This is a genomic window from Psychrobacter immobilis (assembly GCF_904846285.1).
GTDB lineage: Bacteria > Pseudomonadota > Gammaproteobacteria > Pseudomonadales > Moraxellaceae > Psychrobacter > Psychrobacter immobilis_D.
On the sequence record NZ_CAJHAD010000012.1, the window covers coordinates 81,876 to 98,971 of the forward strand.

Sequence of the window (17,096 nt, forward strand, 5' to 3'; positions counted from 1 at the left end):
ATCAAAGCGGTGTTTTTTTTGTTTCACGTGAAACTATAACCGTTCTATATTAATTATTGTTTATTCTTCGTCAGTATCAAAACGCCATGCCAATATACGCGTGCTTTTTTGACCTTGGCTCATCTCTATGATACGCATTTGGGCAACACCAAGTTGTTTTAATAGCAATTGCATTGGTTTCACGTTTTCTGATTTTGACACTAAACTTGTGAACCAGCCAACATGCTCAGCAAAGTCTTGACTCTCTTTTGCCATCTTGGTTAAGAAGGCAATCTCACCACCCTCAGACCACAGCTCTTTATGCTGACCACCAAAGTTTAGGTTTTGCGCGGCATTGCCAGACTTTGTTGAGCTACGGCTAATTTGTGCGTTCTCATTCTTACCACGATGTCGTTGCAAATTATGCTGCTTACGACTATTGGCTTCCATCGCTTCTTCCAAAGAGGCGTGGAATGGAGGGTTACAAACCACCACATCAAAGTAATCTTGGCGACCGATGATATTTTTAAAAATGCGCTTAGGCTCAGGTTGTAGTTTTACTTTAACTGCGCTTTTGAGCTTTGGATTGGTTTCACAAATCAGCGCTGCAGTATTGACCGATATTGGGTCAATATCGGTGGCGGTAAAGCGCCAGCCATAACTTTGACTACCAACAATAGGATAAATAGCACTGGCACCGGTACCGATATCAAGGGCGTGAATTTCTTTGCCAGTTGGCGGCGTATTCTCTTTATTAACATGCGTGGTTTGCGCGAGTAGGTCAGCAATATAATGAATGTAGTCGGCACGACCAGGGATCGGTGGACAGAGATAACCTTCAGGAATATCCCAAAATTTAACCCCATAATAATGAGCTAGTAACGCCTGATTAAGGACGCGCACGGCTGCACTGTCCGAGAAATTAATCGTCGACTCACCTTTAGGATTGGTAATGGTGTGCTTAGCAAGCTCAGGTAAGGCACGGGTCAATAATTCAAAGTCATAGCGACCTTGGTGTGGATTGCGCGGGTGTAGCTGCCCTAATTTTTTGGCAGTTTCAGGCGATCTGTTTCTGTGGTTGTTGGCGGTCGGGCGATGGTTCATAGGCTTACTGGTCATAGTATCGGGCTTTGATGTTTGAATATAATGCACCATTTTAGCAGATTTCACGAGTCACTAGCGCCTTATCGACTACGTAAAATAAGATTTAATCCCAGTACTATCATCGCTGTACCCAATATGCGGTCTATCCAATGCTCAAAGCGCTGAAAGCGACGATGAATGGCAGGAATAGACAGTAACATCACCACGGTACTAAACCATGCCATCTGTAAGACCATCATCCATACGCCATAAATAGCCAATTGCCACAGCGGTATATTGGGTGATAGTACGAGAGTAAATATCGCCACAAAATATACCGGCGCTTTTGGGTTAAACACATTACAAAAAAAGCCACGGCGCAGAATGGCAGCGGCCGATTCAGTGTCAGTAGGCGGTCTTTTGGTCGAGATGGCTTTATCAGAAAGCGCTGTGTGAGTGTTAAGCGTCGTTTGCTTGGCAAGTGCGTCTTGTGAAATATCGAGGCTTGAATCTGTTGCACTTTCTGAACTTGCTGAGTCTAATGGCTTTTTAGGTTTGGCTTGAATACCTTGCCATCCTAGATAAATAAGATAACTGCCACCTAACCATTTAATAGCGGTGAGTAATGGTTGCGAATGAGCAATCACCGTCGCCAGTCCTAGCACCGAATAAGTGATGTGAACGGCTAAACCCAAAGTAATACCAAGGCTACAAATCAGACCCGTGCGTCGCCCTTTTGCTAGGGTTTGCTGCGATACCAATACAAAATCAGGACCTGGGGAGGCGGCAGCGAGTAGATGGACGCTAGTGATAAGAAAAAAACCGTGCCAAAATTCCATAAAATGCTCTGAGTCATGTCTTGAGTTGGATAATAGTTGCACATTAGCGTAAATGAGGTCAACTGATATTGATATTGCCGCTGATATGGTGCTTGCGTTGCACCGAACGTATGTCTATATTGAAAGGAAGGTTTATTAGCTGTAGTAATATCAATTTAGTGTAATTTGTACCCTATAAATGAATGCTTTAAAAAGGATAAAACCATGACTACGGAAAGCCACAATAGCAATGATGCTGGAAATAACACTGGCAATGACACTCGCATTACCTATGACATCCAAGATTACATCTGCTTGATCGGGCTCAATCGCGCCGATAAACGCAATGCCTTTGATAGCTATATGATTAAGCAACTCTCTGAGGCACTCACTCAATATGAAAATGATGCCAATCTGCGCTGTGCGTTAATATTCGCTCACGGTGAGCACTTCACCGCAGGGCTTGATTTGATGGAGCTGCAAGATAAGTGGGACAAAGGCGCGTTTGAGTTTGCTACCGATGAAATAGATCCATGGGGAATCGGTGGACAATTACGCAGTAAGCCAGTCGTCGTGGCAGTACAAGGCACCTGCTTTACCGCTGGGATTGAATTGATGCTGAATAGTGATGTAGTGATTGCCAGTGACAACTGCAACTTTGCGCAAATGGAAGTCCAGCGCGGCATCATGCCGTTTGGTGGTGCAACGGTACGCTTTGTCGCGGCAGCAGGTTGGCAAAAAGCCATGCCATATCTATTGACGGGTAAAAACTTTGATGCGCAAACTGCTGATAAGCTAAATCTCGTTAGTGAAGTGGTCGAAAATGGACAAGAATATGAGCGCGCACTAATTATCGCCAAAGAGATTTGCAAGGCAGCACCACTTGGCGTACAAGGGTTACTGTCCTCAGCACAAGATGCCAGTCGTAATGGCGCAAAAGCAGCGTTAGCCAATATACATGGCTATCTGCCGCATTTGTTCCATTCAGAAGATGCGAAAGAAGGTGCGATGGCGATGGTTGAGAGAAGGGCGGCTGAGTTTGTGGGAAGGTAGTTTTAGAAAAAAATAATAAAAATTAGTTATTTATAGGAATAAAGTATGCAGCAGATAGTTGTTCAAAGTGATGATTATAATTCTGAGTCGCAGGTAACTAAGGATGAGTGGCTAAAGATATTATCTGACGATAATTTTATGACCAACAACTATAAGTATGCGCTGAGTATCTTTTATTTAGAACCCAACCATAAAGCAACCTGCAAATACTTAGCAGAAAAATATAATACGTCTCCTTTTTCACTCAGTGGATTTATTACTGGTTTTAGCAGAGGTGTTCAGGAACGTTTGAATAGGTTTGAAATAACTACAGAAGAGGGTGAGAAAACTTACTGGCTAATTACAATGCTTGGTACCAAGGTATCGAGTAAATTATTTGAATGGAAATTGCGCGACGAATTAGTTGAAGCAATGCAAGAGCTAGACTACATCGATGCTAACGCTATAAAAGTTGATAGCATTGGTCATTTAGTTAATCTTATAAACCAAGACGTTGGTGGTCTTAAAAAAGACTTTCTTACCGCTAGAAAAGAGCTAGCAGGTAATCAAAGAATTACCAACTCAAAATTATTGTTCAAATATGATAGCGAAGATAGAGAGTGGGCGATCAACGAAGGTGCGGGTACCGAAGTCCAATATCACATCTACTTATCAGACAATAAAATTGGTTACGGTTTAGGGTTTAATACTCTCTATGTCAGATTTAAAGAAGAAAAGACACCGATAGAGTATATTAAGCCGTTTATGGATGCTTTTACGGCTTTGAAAGACAGTGACGAGATGACCAAGCTTGCCGATAGAGGCTTTGCATTGAATACGGATGAAGCTGACTTCCAAAGTCCTGTCAAAGATGAGCATTACTTATTTGGTCGAATAATAGCGTTAAATCATGAACAAAAACTGTCTTTGATTGATTACTACAGTATCATTAATGATCTAAAAGGCGATTTGTTTGACGCCTATAAAAATGTCTTTAAGCTTGCTAATAAGTCAATTATGAATGAACAAGTAAGTACTTCAAACGCTCAACCACCTATCATCAATCCTTTGCTACAAGAAATCAGCGAGCTACTCTTAGCCAATAAGAATCTTATACTTACAGGAGCACCAGGAACGGGTAAAACCTACTTAGCAAAAGCGCTGGCTAAAGCTTGGGACGCAGAGCACAAGCTCATTCAATTTCATCCGTCCTACGACTATACTGATTTTGTCGAAGGTCTAAGGCCTATTCAAAATGAAGAAGGTGAGGTTGGCTTTGAGCTAAGAGATGGAAGCTTCAAGAAGTTTTGTAAAGAAGCACTCAAAACTGAAAAAAATCAAAATATTAGTAATTTTGAGGAGGTTTATGAACTTTTTATTGATGATGTAGTCGAGAATGGTTTAACGCTCGAAACACCTTTTCATAAAAAACGTTTCAAAGTAGATATTAACTCTAGAAAAAGCTGTGTAGTTACTCCTGAAACAGATAGACAAACACAAATGACCGTTAGAAAAGAGTTCTTTAAGGTCTATATTGAAACTGACGAAGTACTCGACTGGAAACCGTACACTGTCGCAATTGGAGAGTATATAAAAAATAAATACGATTTGAAGGTTACTTCAGTTGATGATCGAAACAAGAAATTCATCCTTATTTTAGATGAAATAAACCGTGCTGAAATCTCCAAGGTCTTAGGTGAACTTTTCTTCTCTATTGACCCCGGCTATCGAGGCGAAAGTGGCAGAGTCACTACCCAATACGCTAATTTGCAAACGGAAGAAGACGTATTCAAAGAGGGGTTTTATATTCCAGACAACGTTTATATTATCGGTACCATGAACGATATTGATCGTAGTGTAGAGTCGTTTGATTTTGCAATGCGCCGCCGATTCGCTTGGAAGGAAATCAAAGCAGAAGATAGGCTTTCAATGTGGGAAGGGCAAATAGATGAATGGGCAGAGGAAGGCAAGCAGCGGCTAATTAATTTAAATAGTGCTATCGAATCTGTGCAAGGCTTAAGCGCTGCCTACCATGTCGGCCCAGCTTATTTCCTAAAACTAGCTAACTATAATGGTGATTTTGATAAGTTGTGGATGCATCATTTACAGTCACTACTGTTTGAATATTTGCGTGGCTATCCTGATGCGGATGAACAGCTTGCTAGTTTGAAAAATGCTTATAACTTGGTTAATGCTGATGCTAGTTACGACTAATAATAAAGTTTTAGAGCTGACAGAAGCGCATCAGCGAGATAAAGATAATCTAAGTATTATTGCTAATAAAAGTATTGGCGAGCTGGTAAAAGCAAATCCTGAGCTATTAATATTTCCTGATCATCTTAAGGATAACGAAGACGATATTGCTAGCGATCCAATATTTGAGCTAAGCTTAACAGATGCCAAGACGTTACTGACAACGGGTAATGTCATGGGTTTTATTGGCGTACAAAATACCCAACTAAAAATCCAATCGCGTTTTGCTCAAAGTGTTGTCAATAATGCTAGTAACGTTGGTGACCTAGCGAATAATCAAGAAGCCAGTCCTGAAGATTATTTCTTACACTACATGCTACAAAAGGTATTGTGCTTTAATTTGTTTGATTTAAAGCATAGTCGCAATCAAACCAATGTGTTTGATTTTTTGGTGTATTTGTTTCCTCATTTACTAAAAAAAGCGCTCTCGCAAGGCTTGTATAAGGAGTACCAGAAGAAAACTTACAATGATAGCAACTTAAAAGGCGCTATTGATATTAAGACTCATCTGCAACGAAATTTACCTTTTCGTGGTAGCGTTGCCTACCGCGTACGTGAGCACAGCTTTGATAATCCGCTTACTCAGCTGATTCGCCATACTATTGAGCTAATTAAGCAAAAACCAAATTTGCGAGACGTACTGCACAGCGATAGCGAAACTCTTAATTTCGTTAATTTAATAGTCCAACACACTCCGTCACATCATACGCGAGATCGGCAAACTGTCATTAATGCCAACCGCAAACCTTTAGTTCATCCCTATTTTACGGAATATACTGGCCTGCAAAAAATCTGCCTACAAATCTTACGTCATGACGGTCTTAAATACGCTCATAATGACGACAAAGCTTACGGTATATTGTTTGACGGGGCGTGGCTGTGGGAGGAGTATCTGAACAAGCTACTGCGTCCTCTCGGATATGACCATCCCACTAATAATACCCAACAAGGTGGTATCAAAGTCTATGCGCAGAAATTTTCGGGTAATAACGTGCGTCGTTATCCTGATTTTGTGAAAGATAACGATATTGTTTTAGACGCCAAATATAAGCGTATGAAAGACAATGAAATCAGTCGAGATGACCTAAACCAAGTTATCTCGTATTTATTTTTGTATCAAGCGACTATTGGTGGTTATATTGCTCCTACAGTAGATGATAATTTGGCTTTAAATATGGGATTGCTTAATGGGTTCGGTGGTAGTATTCACAAGTTTAAACTAGCAATACCGCAACAGGTTTCGAGTTACCAAGCATTTAAAAACGCTATTGCTGAGAATGAAATAGAGCTCATTGAAGCTGTTGGAGAGCTGTCTTCTGAACAGAATAATGATGAGCCGCTTGCAATTATTTAAAGTTCATTATCATTTTAATAGTCGCCTCGTGACGCGTTTTAGTCCTGACATGAGAGCCGTAAAAAAACTGCACTGCAATTTTAAGCTTGCAAGTGAAACTCTCTTAAATGAGAGTTTCTTAAGGCTATCCTGATCGAATACCCTCGCCATGCCTATATAAGCAGATAACAGCGGATGGCAGGATTGGCTACTCACACACCCAACTCTAATCAAAATGTTAAATCTCCTTTCTAGTATTTCACAACATCAATCTTCTAGCGTTAATCTCAGAGCACATCTATGCAAACGCCATAAAGCGATTGGCGATGACGTCATTCATGTTGTACTCTAAGTTATTATTTTTGTCTAACTCAGGAGAATACGGTGCTGTACAACTTTGATGAAATAATAGACAGACGTAATACAGGTTCTTTTAAATGGCATTATACCGATGACACGATTCCGCTATGGGTCGCGGATATGGACTTTAAGACTGCCCAGCCTATTTTAGCGGCGATTGAGCAAGTAGCGCAGCATGGCATATTGGGTTACACCTTACCGACCGAGCCGTTGTATCAAGCGATTATTCAGTGGCATGGCAATCGTTATAAATTATCACTTGAGCAGCAGGATATTCTGTTTTCGCCGGGCGTCGTGCCAAGTTTGGTGCTGATGATGAAAGTATTTACCGAGTCAGGGGATGCGGTACTCATCAATGATCCTATCTATACACCTTTTATGACCAAGGTTTTGGACAATAATCGTAAGCTAGTGACTTCTGCATTACAGGAGAATAAGGGGCGATATCATCTGGATTTAGTCGATATAGAAGCTAAAATTATCGAACATAAAGTTAAGCTGTATTTGTTCTGTAATCCGCATAATCCGGGCGGACGTGTATGGACAACTGATGAGCTTGAAGCGTTGTTTTTAATCTGCAAAAAGCATGATGTGGCAATTGTGAGCGATGAGATTCATCAAGATCTAACTTTGAGCGGGCATACATTTATTCCTTTTTTAACCCTAGCAACAGGCTATGAGCACAAAGTAGTCAGCCTAACCTCGATGACTAAAACCTTTAATATTGCTGGTATCAAAGGCTCGATGATATTTGCTAAAGACAGCGCATTACTGAGTAAAATCAACCAGCAGCAACGTTTAAGTGACGAGCATGAGCTGAATTTATTTGCTTATGCCGCTATGCGTAGTGCTTATGAGCAAGGTGGTGAATGGTTGGCACAGGCGCTGACTTACATTGAAGCCAATATTGAATTAACCCTGGAATTTTTAGAAGAGCATCTGCCTAAAATTAAGGTGATGCGCCCAGAAGCCTCATATTTGATTTGGCTTGACTGCTCGGCATATGAGCAAGACGATCAAACGCTTTATGACAAATTGAGATCCGCTAAAATTGAGCTAAGTGCAGGCATTAAATACGGCGCAGAAGGGCATCTTAAAATGCGCCTTAACGTGGCATGTCCTAAAGAGCTGCTGTTAGAAGGGCTAAACCGTATGCAAACAGCCTTGAATAGCGATGTTTTAAACAATAATGTCATTTAGCAGGATAACCCGTGATATCTTGAATACTTTGATATAAAGGTTTTAAGCGCTCATACATTTTTAGATAAACTTCATTATAAAGGCGTTTGTAGAGCTGGACATTGGCCTCGATAGGTAAGAACTCATCGCCCAAATGACTCATTGCCTCACTTGCGGTTGCGTGATCAGGATAAATGCCAAGCCCCACCGCACAGTTAATGGCAGCGCCTAGTCCCGAGGCTTCATAAGTATGCGGGCGATAGGCAGGCATACCGAATATATCTGCCGTCAGCTGCATAGCGGAGTCGCTTTGGGAGCCACCACCTGAGACGCGCAGATGTTTGATCTTTTTACCTGTTCGCTTTTCAATGGTATCAAAACCAAGTTTTAGCTCGTAAGCGAGCCCCTCTAAGATAGCGCGATAAACATGTGCTCTAGTATGCACATCGCCAAAACCAATGAGGGCGCCTTTACCTTCAAGACCCGGATGACGGACGCCGGGTGACCAATACGGCTGCATCATTAATCCCATGCAGCCTGCTGGAATATCTTTCACCGCTTGATCGAGGAGTTTTTCGGTATCAATGCCCTGAGTTTTTGCTAGGTGCTCTTCATATTGAGCAAATTGTTCTTTAAACCAGCTGACCATCCAAAAGCCGCGATAGATCATGTACTCATGATTGTAGTAATCTGGTGCGGCGGCAGTGTAGGCGGGCATATGCTTAAGGACTTCGACATAATTGCTCGATGTGGTATTGATAGTCGCAGTAGTGCCAAAACTTAAGCAGGCGGTGTCTGCTGCGAGACCCGCAGAGCCCAATGCTTCACAAGCCTTATCACTGGCGGCAGCAATCATTGGTGTGCCTTCAAGAATGCCGGTAGCTTTAGCAGCTTGGGTGCTGATGTGACCGAGCGGTTGCCCCGGAGGGACGAGTTTAGGCATCTGCTCAGGTCGGCAGCTAAATAGACGCCACTTGATATTGTTGGGCTTCATCCACGCTTGTGCTTTATAGTCATAAGGCAGATAGCCAACCGAATGGCCTGTCGAATCGGCGAGTTCGCCGGTGAGCTGATAGGTGAGATAGGCAGAGAGATTGACATAATGCGCCGTCTTTGCCCAAACCTCAGGCTCGTTTTGCGCGAGCCAATTACAGCGCGCTTTTTGCTGCGCTTCTTGTACCAGCTCACCCAGGCCGATGATTTTGGTTAGTGGATTTAAGAAGCCGATATCATTGGTATCGGCGCGGCGCAAGTCCATCCAGACGATAGCAGGGCGTAGCGGTTGTTTATCTTTGTCCAAACATATCATGGTATAGCGTTGGGTAGCGAGACTAACGCCTGCAATTTGCTCAGGGGTTATGGCGCTGGTCTGCCACAATTGCTGACAGGCCTCCGTCAGCTTTTGCCAATAATAGTCGGCATGCTGTTCAGCAAAATTAGGCTGCGTCGAAAAATACGGCTCAATAGGGACACGAGCTTTAGCGATCTCAGTGCCAAACTGATCAAAGATAAGCGCTCTGACACTTTGGGTGCCATTATCAATGGCTAAGAAATAAATAGAGTCATCAAAAGTAGTGGTCATAGTCATCCTTAACTATGTAGTGATAAGCAGTAATAAAAAAAGGCTTAAGCCGCAGGTAAGTGATAGTAGCGTTGCCATAAGGCTTGATAACGTTCAACTTCTTGCTGCCATTTTAGCTCATTCCAGCCCAGCTCTTGCTGGCATATTTGTTTAAGCCTATCGCTAATCAGCGGCGTCATAGCACCATCAGGTAGTATCAAGCCTAAGCGCGTACGCCGCAGTAATAAATCATCTAAGTGAATGACCTGCTCGTAGTGCGCGGCAAAGCGAATCTCTGCCCAAATGGTATTGCTATCGGTGATGTAAGCTAAGTCTTCTTCATGGGCGAGTTCAAGTAACCTATCGAGCTGTAGACCGTAAAACCCTTGTAAGCGCTGTTGTAAAGTTTTTGGTAAAGTCGCAAACTTAGGATTGGTTGGGATTTGGTTGCTAAAGACTTGGTCGCTGTCTAGGTTGTTGTTTTGAATAACTGACTCATCAAGGGCAAGCACTTCTTGACACTTTTTGAGGACATCAAGGGCGATTAGGCGAAAGGTAGTCAGCTTGCCACCGCTGACAGTGACCAGATTATTATCCAACCAGACGCTATGATCACGCTTTTCTTTACTCGGGCTGACGCGCTTGCCATCGCCGCCATCAGAAATGAGTGGACGCACGCCTGCCCATGAGCTGATGACATCCTTGCGGCTAATGTCTACATCATCAAAGAGATTATTGGTCGCTGCCAATAGATAATCCACCTCTTCATTAGTGATACCGACTTCGTTATCATCTAATGGCGGATGATCCAAATCGGTAGTACCAAGGACGGTGCGGTTTTCCCATGGAAAGGCAAAAACCGCTCTTTTATCGACAGGATGTAAAAAGGTATAAGCTTGATTAAGCGGTAGGCGCTCTTGACTGACTACCAAATGACTGCCGCGCGACGGACGAATTTGCTTATGAAAGCTCTGTTCTGTTTGTTTACTTGCTTGCATCCGTAAGGTATCCGCCCAAGCCCCCGTAGCACTTACTACCACTTTTGCATGGACATCGTAACTATGAACCTTGTCTTCAGAAGAAGTATCTTTTAGAGTAGCACCCGTCACCAAGCCTTGCTCATTGGTGATTAAAGACTCAGCTTTAAGGTAGTTAATCGCATGCGAGCCATCATGAATGGCTTCGTCTAATACCCGCATCACCAAACGTGAGTCATCGGTCACTGCATCACTAAACTGACTGGCACCCAAAAACTTATCTTGTTTAATATGAGGGTTAAGGCTAAGAAAGGCATCTTTCTTAAAGTACTTAGAGTAGCGCTTACCCGCCAACCCATCGTAGACGCGTAGCAAGGTATTGAATATCCATGGCGGTGGAAACTTGCCTTTATAATGCGGCATGACGTAATGCATCTCGTTGACGAGACCACTCGCTTCATTGAGCATACGCTCACGCTCACGTACGCTCAATAAGGTGGTCTTATAATCGCCTGAAGCAATATAGCGCAGCCCGCCATGTACCATTTTACTTGAGCGACTTGACGTACCCCAAGCAAAGTCTTTTTGCTCAATTAATAACACTGCTAAGCCGCGCCTTGCCGCTTCGCGAGCAATACCAGCGCCAGTAATCCCGCCACCGATGATGAGCATATCCCATGGCTCAGCGCGAGATAGTGGCGCTAATGCTTGCGTGCGTTGCTGGCATTGCTGATGTTGAATGGCTGGGTTCATAAAATATCCGTCTCAAATTACACTCAAATTAATCGATGACTCAACAATATTAAGCCATCTTGCAGGGCTACGGCTGCCTCTTAATTTTTGATTAAAACGCCTGGATTCATACGCTGCTCAGGGTCTAAGCTTTTGAGCATATCACTGGTCACTTGGATACCTAACTCACCCTTTTCAGCAGTGAGATAAGGTGCATGGTCACGACCGACGCCATGCTGATGTGATATCGTCGCTGTGCCATTAGCTAGACTTAAACTGGCAGCATGTTTGATTTTTTGCCAGCGTTTTAAGGTCGTGGCGTGATCTTTGGCTGCTCTAAAGAAGTAGGTGGTATAAAGACTGGCACCTTGTTTATAGACGTGTGAGATATGAGTGAAGGCCATGACGTTTTCGCCTTCGTCTGCCAAAGCGTTTTGCACTGCCTCTTGCATCTGCTGCATCTGCTCGTCGATATGATTCCAGTTGGTTGCGGTCTCAAAGGTATCGACCATGATGCCTTTTTCCCACAAAGTGCCGCGCAAATAAGGGAATTTAAAGCGTCCATGTGCCCATATATTACCCATGATATCGGTTAGCTTACCCGTGACACTATTTTGCTGCTTTAATAGCTTATTAAACTGCGTCAGCGCCAGTTTATTCTGTGCTTTATCACCTGATACACCATAAGTGAGCATGACTTTTTCTGAGCTCAGTCCGCGCGCTTTTAGATAAGTGCTGATGGCCATAAATTGGCTGGGCGTCGTGCCCAAATGTAGATGCGCGTCAGTCTCTACAGCATTACTCAAGCGCAGCATAGATAAGCGAATATTTTTTTGCACGGCTTGTCTAAGCACTTCTTTACCCGCTTCCCAGTTGGGTAAAAAGGCGACTTTAAACAGCTCTTCTTCTGGTTGCGACTGCACACGCATTTTCACTTCGGTAAAAATACCAGCGCGACCTTCAGTGCCCATCATCATCTCGCGCAGATCAGGCCCTGCCGCTGACGCTGGAATATCAGCAATGTTGAGTACCCCTTGCGGCGTCACCAACGTACCACCGGCAAACATCTGCTCGATACGTCCATAGCCTAAAGACTGCTGACCACTAGAGCGCGCTGCAATCCAGCCACCCAGTGTCGATAGCTCCCAAGACTGTGGATAATGCCCCAAACGATAGCCGTGTGCGTCCAGTTGGGCTTCGACTGCTGGCCCTTGCGTGCCTGCGCCAAAGGTGGCAATTTGGCTTTCGTTATCTAAGTCAATAAGCTGAGCCATCTTGCTCATGGCAATGGTCAATACAGGGCGTGAACCCTTTTGTGGATTGATATGACCCGCTACTGAAGTGCCGCCGCCAAAAGGAATGACGATAAGGTCGTGCTCGCTCGCTAGCTTTAATAAGGTTTCGACATCAGCGGTCGATTCAGGAAAAGCGACGCCATCAGAAAAGACTTCAAAGTCGCCACCATGCATGGCTATCCAGTCTGGAAAGCTTTGGCCGCGGGCGTGTCTGAGTCTGACTTCGTTGTCGATAGATACCGTATCCAGCTTAGTCAGGGCAGCAGGCAAGCGCGATTTTGGGACGGTTTTAAGTACCTGCGCCAAACTGACAGAGTTTAGTTTTTTGGTTTTACCGATGTGTGATTTGATCAATTTTGCGCCATGTGGCGAAACTTTTTTATTGATATTGATATTGCCCCAACCATTCCAGCGCGTCTGCTCAATAGGAGTATTGGCGGAGGTATTAGCAGGTGTATCCGTGGGTTTGTTATCTTTTGAAGCCGTATCTAAAGAGGTGTTATTAGTATTAGTAAGGGTAGCTGTTTTACGAAAAAGAGATTTGATGTTGCTCATAGGGACATACCTGTCAATTTTTTATATAGTCAAACTCTATATAAATCGGACACAGGTTCAGGCGCGCGCAGTCTACTATCCTGTAGTAATATTACTCGTCTTCCATGTGTCCAAATTATCTTGAACCGACTATCAGTGTTATTTAAGTTTGGATTTAGGTGTGGTTTAGATAATTGGAACTAATTTAATTAACCACTTCTTAAGCGCTGATCGTTAGCTTGGGTAAACCATGCACACTCTACAGCGTTAAAGCCAAGTGCTGATAATCTGAGCATAGCACAATATAAACAAAAATTTCATACAGACTCGTCATTTGTATAATAAAAATTCATGACTTTTTGTTTGGTTGTTAATTATCAATGCTTTTTCAGGAATACTATTCTTATCACTGCGTAGCCATGCGTTAAAAAAAGTCTTATGAAGCTTTTGAATGTATTGTTGAGGTTGCGGCTTAAGTTATACGCTTACCTTCCTAATATTCAAACAACCCTGAAGATCCGCTAATAACTATCAATAATCACCCATAAATACTAATAACTCGCAAAAATCATGGATAATTAACCATCTAATAGCCATTAATGCGCGCAAACTTGTTAAAATAGGGCACTAATTTTTTCTTGATGGACATCGATTTATGACCACTGCCGCTGCCACTCCTGCAATACCTACTATGCCTATAATAAAAGCAGACCGTATCTTAATCCTTGATTTTGGCTCACAATACAGCCAGCTTATCGCCCGCCGTGTACGTGATTCAGGCGTATTCTGTGAGATGTTCCCGTATGATATCGATACCCAGCGTATCACTGATTTTGGTGCAAAAGGTATCATCTTATCGGGCGGTCCTGAAAGCGTTCACGCAGAAAACAGCCCACGTATCAACGATGCCGTATTTGAATTAGGTGTACCCGTACTTGGTATCTGCTACGGTATGCAAGCGATGGCAGAACGCTTCGGTGGTAAAGTTCACGCCAGTGATATCCATGAGTTTGGTGCTGCAACTATTAATATCGATGGTAAATCTACCTTGACTGATGGCATTGAAGACGCCGCCGGTAAGCTAAATGTCTGGATGAGTCATGGCGATAAAGTAGTCGATGCGCCACAAGGCTTCGATATCGTTGCCAGCACACCAAGCTGTCCGATTGCTATCATGGCAGACGATTCGCGCCATTATTATGGTTTGCAGTTCCATCCTGAAGTCACGCATACCGCACAAGGTTCTGCATTGCTTGGTCGTTTTGTCCATGATATCTGTGGCTGCGCGGGTAGCTGGACGCCTGATAACATCATCGACATGCGTATCGAACAGCTGAAAAAGCAAATCGGTGACAAGCAAGTCTTGCTTGGTTTATCTGGCGGTGTTGACAGCTCAGTCGTCGCAGCATTGTTGCATAAAGCCATTGGCGATCGATTAACCTGTGTGTTTGTTGATACTGGTCTGCTTCGCCTGCACGAAGGCGACCAAGTGATGCAAATTTTCGCTGAAAACATGGGCGTAAAAGTGATTCGTGTCGATGCCGAAGAATTATTCTTAACAGCATTGGCTGGCGAGTCTGACCCTGAAGCCAAGCGTAAAATCATCGGTAAAACCTTTATTGATGTATTCGCTAATAGTGCTCGCGAAGTCAGTGAGCAAAGTGATGGTAAAGTCATCGAATTCTTGGCGCAAGGTACGATTTATCCTGACGTTATCGAATCAGCCAAGTCGCATCAAGGTAAAGCACACGTGATTAAGAGTCACCATAATGTTGGTGGTTTGCCCGATGATTTGGCGTTTGAATTGGTTGAGCCGTTACGTGATTTGTTTAAAGATGAAGTGCGTAAACTGGGTATCACCCTTGGCTTGCCTGCGAAAATGATCAACCGTCATCCGTTCCCAGGACCGGGCTTGGGCGTACGTATCCTTGGCGAAGTGACCAAAGAATTTGCCGATATCCTACGCTCTGCTGACGCGATATTTATGGAAGAGTTAGAGCGTTCAGGCTGGTATGAGAAGACTGCGCAAGCGTTTGCGGTATTCCAACCGATTAAATCGGTCGGCGTGGTCGGTGATGGTCGCCGTTATGCGTGGGTGATTGCGCTACGTGCCGTTGAGACTGTAGACTTTATGACTGCACGCTTTGCCCATCTGCCATATGATTTGATTGAGACGGTATCGAATCGCATTATGAATGAGATCGCTGAAGTATCGCGCGTGACTTATGATGTGTCGAGCAAGCCACCTGCTACGATTGAGTGGGAATAATCTCTACTTAGTTTTTAGCTAAAATAAAAAACACTCAACTTGGTTGGGTGTTTTTTTTGGTTTACTTAGCCTAATTAATTCAACTTATTTAACTAATATATAAGGTAAAATTAAAATAATATTCGACATTATTGGTGTGAAAATGAAAGAGTCATTTGTTCTATGCTCAAGTTGTTTTTCCAATCAAGGTTTAAGAATTTCAGCACAGAAGCTCGGTACTAAAAACAATATGAGATGTAAAGGTTGTAATGAGAGTAAGGGCTATAAACTGACAAAAAGTATTTTAAATGATTTGGCTCATCAGTTTTTTGTAATGGGAAGTAGCATTAAAAGTGATTATGGAGGTGCACCACGCATCCAGTTCAATGAGCATCAAGAAACAAGCATTATTTGTACTGATGATATTAATCAAGATATAACGCTATTTGAAAAATATCTTGGTGTGGGATTCTTTCACTATGGGCCTAGATTATGGACTCTAGGTTACATTACACCCTTAGAAGAACTCCAAGACAAAAACAAAAGAATGGATGTAATAAAGAGAATAATCAATGAATACCCTATTTTTGAACTTAACAGTTCAAAAGTATTTTATAGATTGAGAGTTGAGCCGAGTGAACCCAGTAATATAGGCGAGTATGATAGCTCGCCTTTCCCAGGAGAAGGCAGACTAGATTCAAAAGGATTCAAGGTATTTTACGCCTCACAGGATTTGGAAGTTTGCATTCATGAATGTAGAGTAAGCGTGACTGATGAGTTGTACGTCGCTACAGTTAGACCTGTAAAAAGCTTAAAGATGTTAGATTTGAGTACAGCAATTTTAGAACAATGTACTGAGTTTGAGAGTTTAAATATTTCTCTAATGATGTTGTTCTATGCTGGCAATCATTCTTACGAAGTTTTAAGATTGTTAAGTTTGGAAGCCTATGAGAAAGGTTTTGACGGTATCATCTTCCCATCCTTCTTTACACAGACTAGATTAGGAAAGCTACCATTGCCTTCTATATATCAAAGTTTAGATAATAGAATAGATGAGTTCAGAGAGATTGAAATCTCTGGTAAAATTCCGAACATTGCTATTTTTGGGCAACCTATAGAAGATAATCGGGTTGAGGTAGTAAGTATAAATAAGCTAGTTCTAAATAGAGTAGTATATGATTACTTCTTTGGCCCAGCAGATGTTAATTAACCTTATTCGTTCTTATTGAACTAGCACTTTCGAAGATTTCATAGTGGTGAATGAATACAAGTTTTAACTGTTTACTTGTTCACAAAAAAAGGCAGCACCTCAAAAGAGATGCTGCCTTTTTTATAATGTTCAACTGTTAGTCTAAAACCCTGGTAATCCCCCCAATAAATAAGAACACTTAGAAATAGAGATTAACTGCTAAAATATACTAGCAGGAGAATCCTATGAAAAAGACACGCTTTACTGACAACCAAATCGTTAACATCCTCAAACAAGCAGAACAAGGCGTACCTATCGCTGACTTGTGCCGTGAGCACAACATCGGTCAAAGCACGTTCTACAACTGGCGCTCTAAATATGGTGGCATGGATGCTGCGCTCATCAGCCGCCTCAAGGAGCTTGAAGTTGAAAACGCTCGACTAAAGAAGATGTACGCTGATGAATGTCTTAAATCAGACATATTACAGGATGCCATGTCAAAAAAGTGGTAGCGCCCCTCAGG

At 42.8% G+C, this 17,096-nt stretch carries 11 protein-coding genes and 1 pseudogene; 7 read left to right on the plus strand and 5 right to left on the minus strand.

The genetic code is table 11. From position 1 onward, the window contains the following. Positions 1-60: 60 nt before the first annotated feature. A complete protein-coding gene (rlmF, locus tag JMX13_RS08710; protein WP_201612142.1) occupies positions 61-1,098 on the minus strand; it encodes a 23S rRNA (adenine(1618)-N(6))-methyltransferase RlmF in 1,038 nt (345 codons plus the stop codon). Positions 1,099-1,163: 65 nt separating this feature from the next. Continuing rightward, positions 1,164-1,901: a LysE family translocator gene (locus tag JMX13_RS08715; protein ID WP_201612128.1), complete on the minus strand. Its 738-nt coding sequence runs from the start codon at positions 1,899-1,901 to the stop codon at positions 1,164-1,166. Positions 1,902-2,105: 204 nt separating this feature from the next. Between JMX13_RS08715 and JMX13_RS08720 the strand changes: the two genes are divergently transcribed. The 4 genes from JMX13_RS08720 to JMX13_RS08740 all read left to right on the plus strand — a co-directional run bounded on the left by JMX13_RS08720 (position 2,106) and on the right by JMX13_RS08740 (position 8,058). Next, entirely contained in the window at positions 2,106-2,933 is an 828-nt protein-coding gene (locus JMX13_RS08720; RefSeq protein WP_201612129.1) for a crotonase/enoyl-CoA hydratase family protein, read from the plus strand. 45 nt (positions 2,934-2,978) lie between these two features. Then, positions 2,979-5,126, plus strand: coding sequence for an McrB family protein (locus JMX13_RS13680; protein WP_227686268.1), 2,148 nt, complete (start codon positions 2,979-2,981; stop codon positions 5,124-5,126). After that, positions 5,110-6,519 carry an McrC family protein gene (locus tag JMX13_RS08735; protein WP_201612130.1) on the plus strand — a complete coding sequence of 470 codons (1,410 nt, stop codon included), beginning with the start codon at positions 5,110-5,112 and terminating at the stop codon, positions 6,517-6,519. Before JMX13_RS13680 ends, JMX13_RS08735 begins: the two co-directional genes overlap by 17 nt. Positions 6,520-6,882: 363 nt before the next feature. Further along, the gene (locus JMX13_RS08740; RefSeq protein WP_201612131.1) at positions 6,883-8,058 is read left to right on the plus strand and encodes a MalY/PatB family protein; all 1,176 of its coding nucleotides are present in this window, start codon (positions 6,883-6,885) and stop codon (positions 8,056-8,058) included. Here JMX13_RS08740 and JMX13_RS08745 read toward each other — a convergent pair. From JMX13_RS08745 to JMX13_RS08755, 3 genes are all read right to left on the minus strand, one after another. Then, positions 8,051-9,619, minus strand: coding sequence for an FGGY-family carbohydrate kinase (locus JMX13_RS08745; protein WP_201612132.1), 1,569 nt, complete (start codon positions 9,617-9,619; stop codon positions 8,051-8,053). The genes JMX13_RS08740 and JMX13_RS08745 overlap by 8 nt on opposite strands. 44 nt (positions 9,620-9,663) lie before the next feature. Then, positions 9,664-11,328 carry a glycerol-3-phosphate dehydrogenase/oxidase gene (locus JMX13_RS08750; protein WP_201612133.1) on the minus strand — a complete coding sequence of 555 codons (1,665 nt, stop codon included), beginning with the start codon at positions 11,326-11,328 and terminating at the stop codon, positions 9,664-9,666. A gap of 80 nt (positions 11,329-11,408) precedes the next feature. Further along, positions 11,409-13,157 carry an FAD-binding oxidoreductase gene (locus JMX13_RS08755; RefSeq protein ID WP_201612134.1) on the minus strand — a complete coding sequence of 583 codons (1,749 nt, stop codon included), beginning with the start codon at positions 13,155-13,157 and terminating at the stop codon, positions 11,409-11,411. 670 nt (positions 13,158-13,827) lie between these two features. Between JMX13_RS08755 and guaA the strand changes: the two genes are divergently transcribed. From guaA to JMX13_RS08770, 3 genes and pseudogenes are all read left to right on the plus strand, one after another. Then, complete coding sequence (gene guaA, locus JMX13_RS08760; RefSeq protein WP_227686269.1) at positions 13,828-15,405, plus strand: glutamine-hydrolyzing GMP synthase; 1,578 nt, start codon at positions 13,828-13,830, stop codon at positions 15,403-15,405. Between the two features lie 142 nt (positions 15,406-15,547). Then, the gene (locus tag JMX13_RS08765; RefSeq protein WP_201612136.1) at positions 15,548-16,594 is read left to right on the plus strand and encodes an RES family NAD+ phosphorylase; all 1,047 of its coding nucleotides are present in this window, start codon (positions 15,548-15,550) and stop codon (positions 16,592-16,594) included. Positions 16,595-16,818: 224 nt separating this feature from the next. Further along, a pseudogene (locus JMX13_RS08770) lies at positions 16,819-17,079 on the plus strand (transposase); the annotation flags it as partial. Positions 17,080-17,096: the final 17 nt, after the last annotated feature.

What these genes read in the sequence shown, in the direction of transcription:
- JMX13_RS08735 (WP_201612130.1), top strand. Translation starts at nt 5,110, where the DNA reads ATGCTAGTTACGACTAATAATAAAGTTTTAGAGCTGACAGAAGCGCAT.
- guaA (WP_227686269.1), top strand. Translation starts at nt 13,828, where the DNA reads ATGCCTATAATAAAAGCAGACCGTATCTTAATCCTTGATTTTGGCTCA.
- rlmF (WP_201612142.1), bottom strand. Translation starts at nt 1,098, where the DNA reads ATGACCAGTAAGCCTATGAACCATCGCCCGACCGCCAACAACCACAGA.
- JMX13_RS08715 (WP_201612128.1), bottom strand. Translation starts at nt 1,901, where the DNA reads ATGGAATTTTGGCACGGTTTTTTTCTTATCACTAGCGTCCATCTACTC.
- JMX13_RS13680 (WP_227686268.1), top strand. Translation starts at nt 2,979, where the DNA reads ATGCAGCAGATAGTTGTTCAAAGTGATGATTATAATTCTGAGTCGCAG.
- JMX13_RS08750 (WP_201612133.1), bottom strand. Translation starts at nt 11,328, where the DNA reads ATGAACCCAGCCATTCAACATCAGCAATGCCAGCAACGCACGCAAGCA.
- JMX13_RS08765 (WP_201612136.1), top strand. Translation starts at nt 15,548, where the DNA reads ATGAAAGAGTCATTTGTTCTATGCTCAAGTTGTTTTTCCAATCAAGGT.
- JMX13_RS08755 (WP_201612134.1), bottom strand. Translation starts at nt 13,157, where the DNA reads ATGAGCAACATCAAATCTCTTTTTCGTAAAACAGCTACCCTTACTAAT.
- JMX13_RS08745 (WP_201612132.1), bottom strand. Translation starts at nt 9,619, where the DNA reads ATGACCACTACTTTTGATGACTCTATTTATTTCTTAGCCATTGATAAT.
- JMX13_RS08720 (WP_201612129.1), top strand. Translation starts at nt 2,106, where the DNA reads ATGACTACGGAAAGCCACAATAGCAATGATGCTGGAAATAACACTGGC.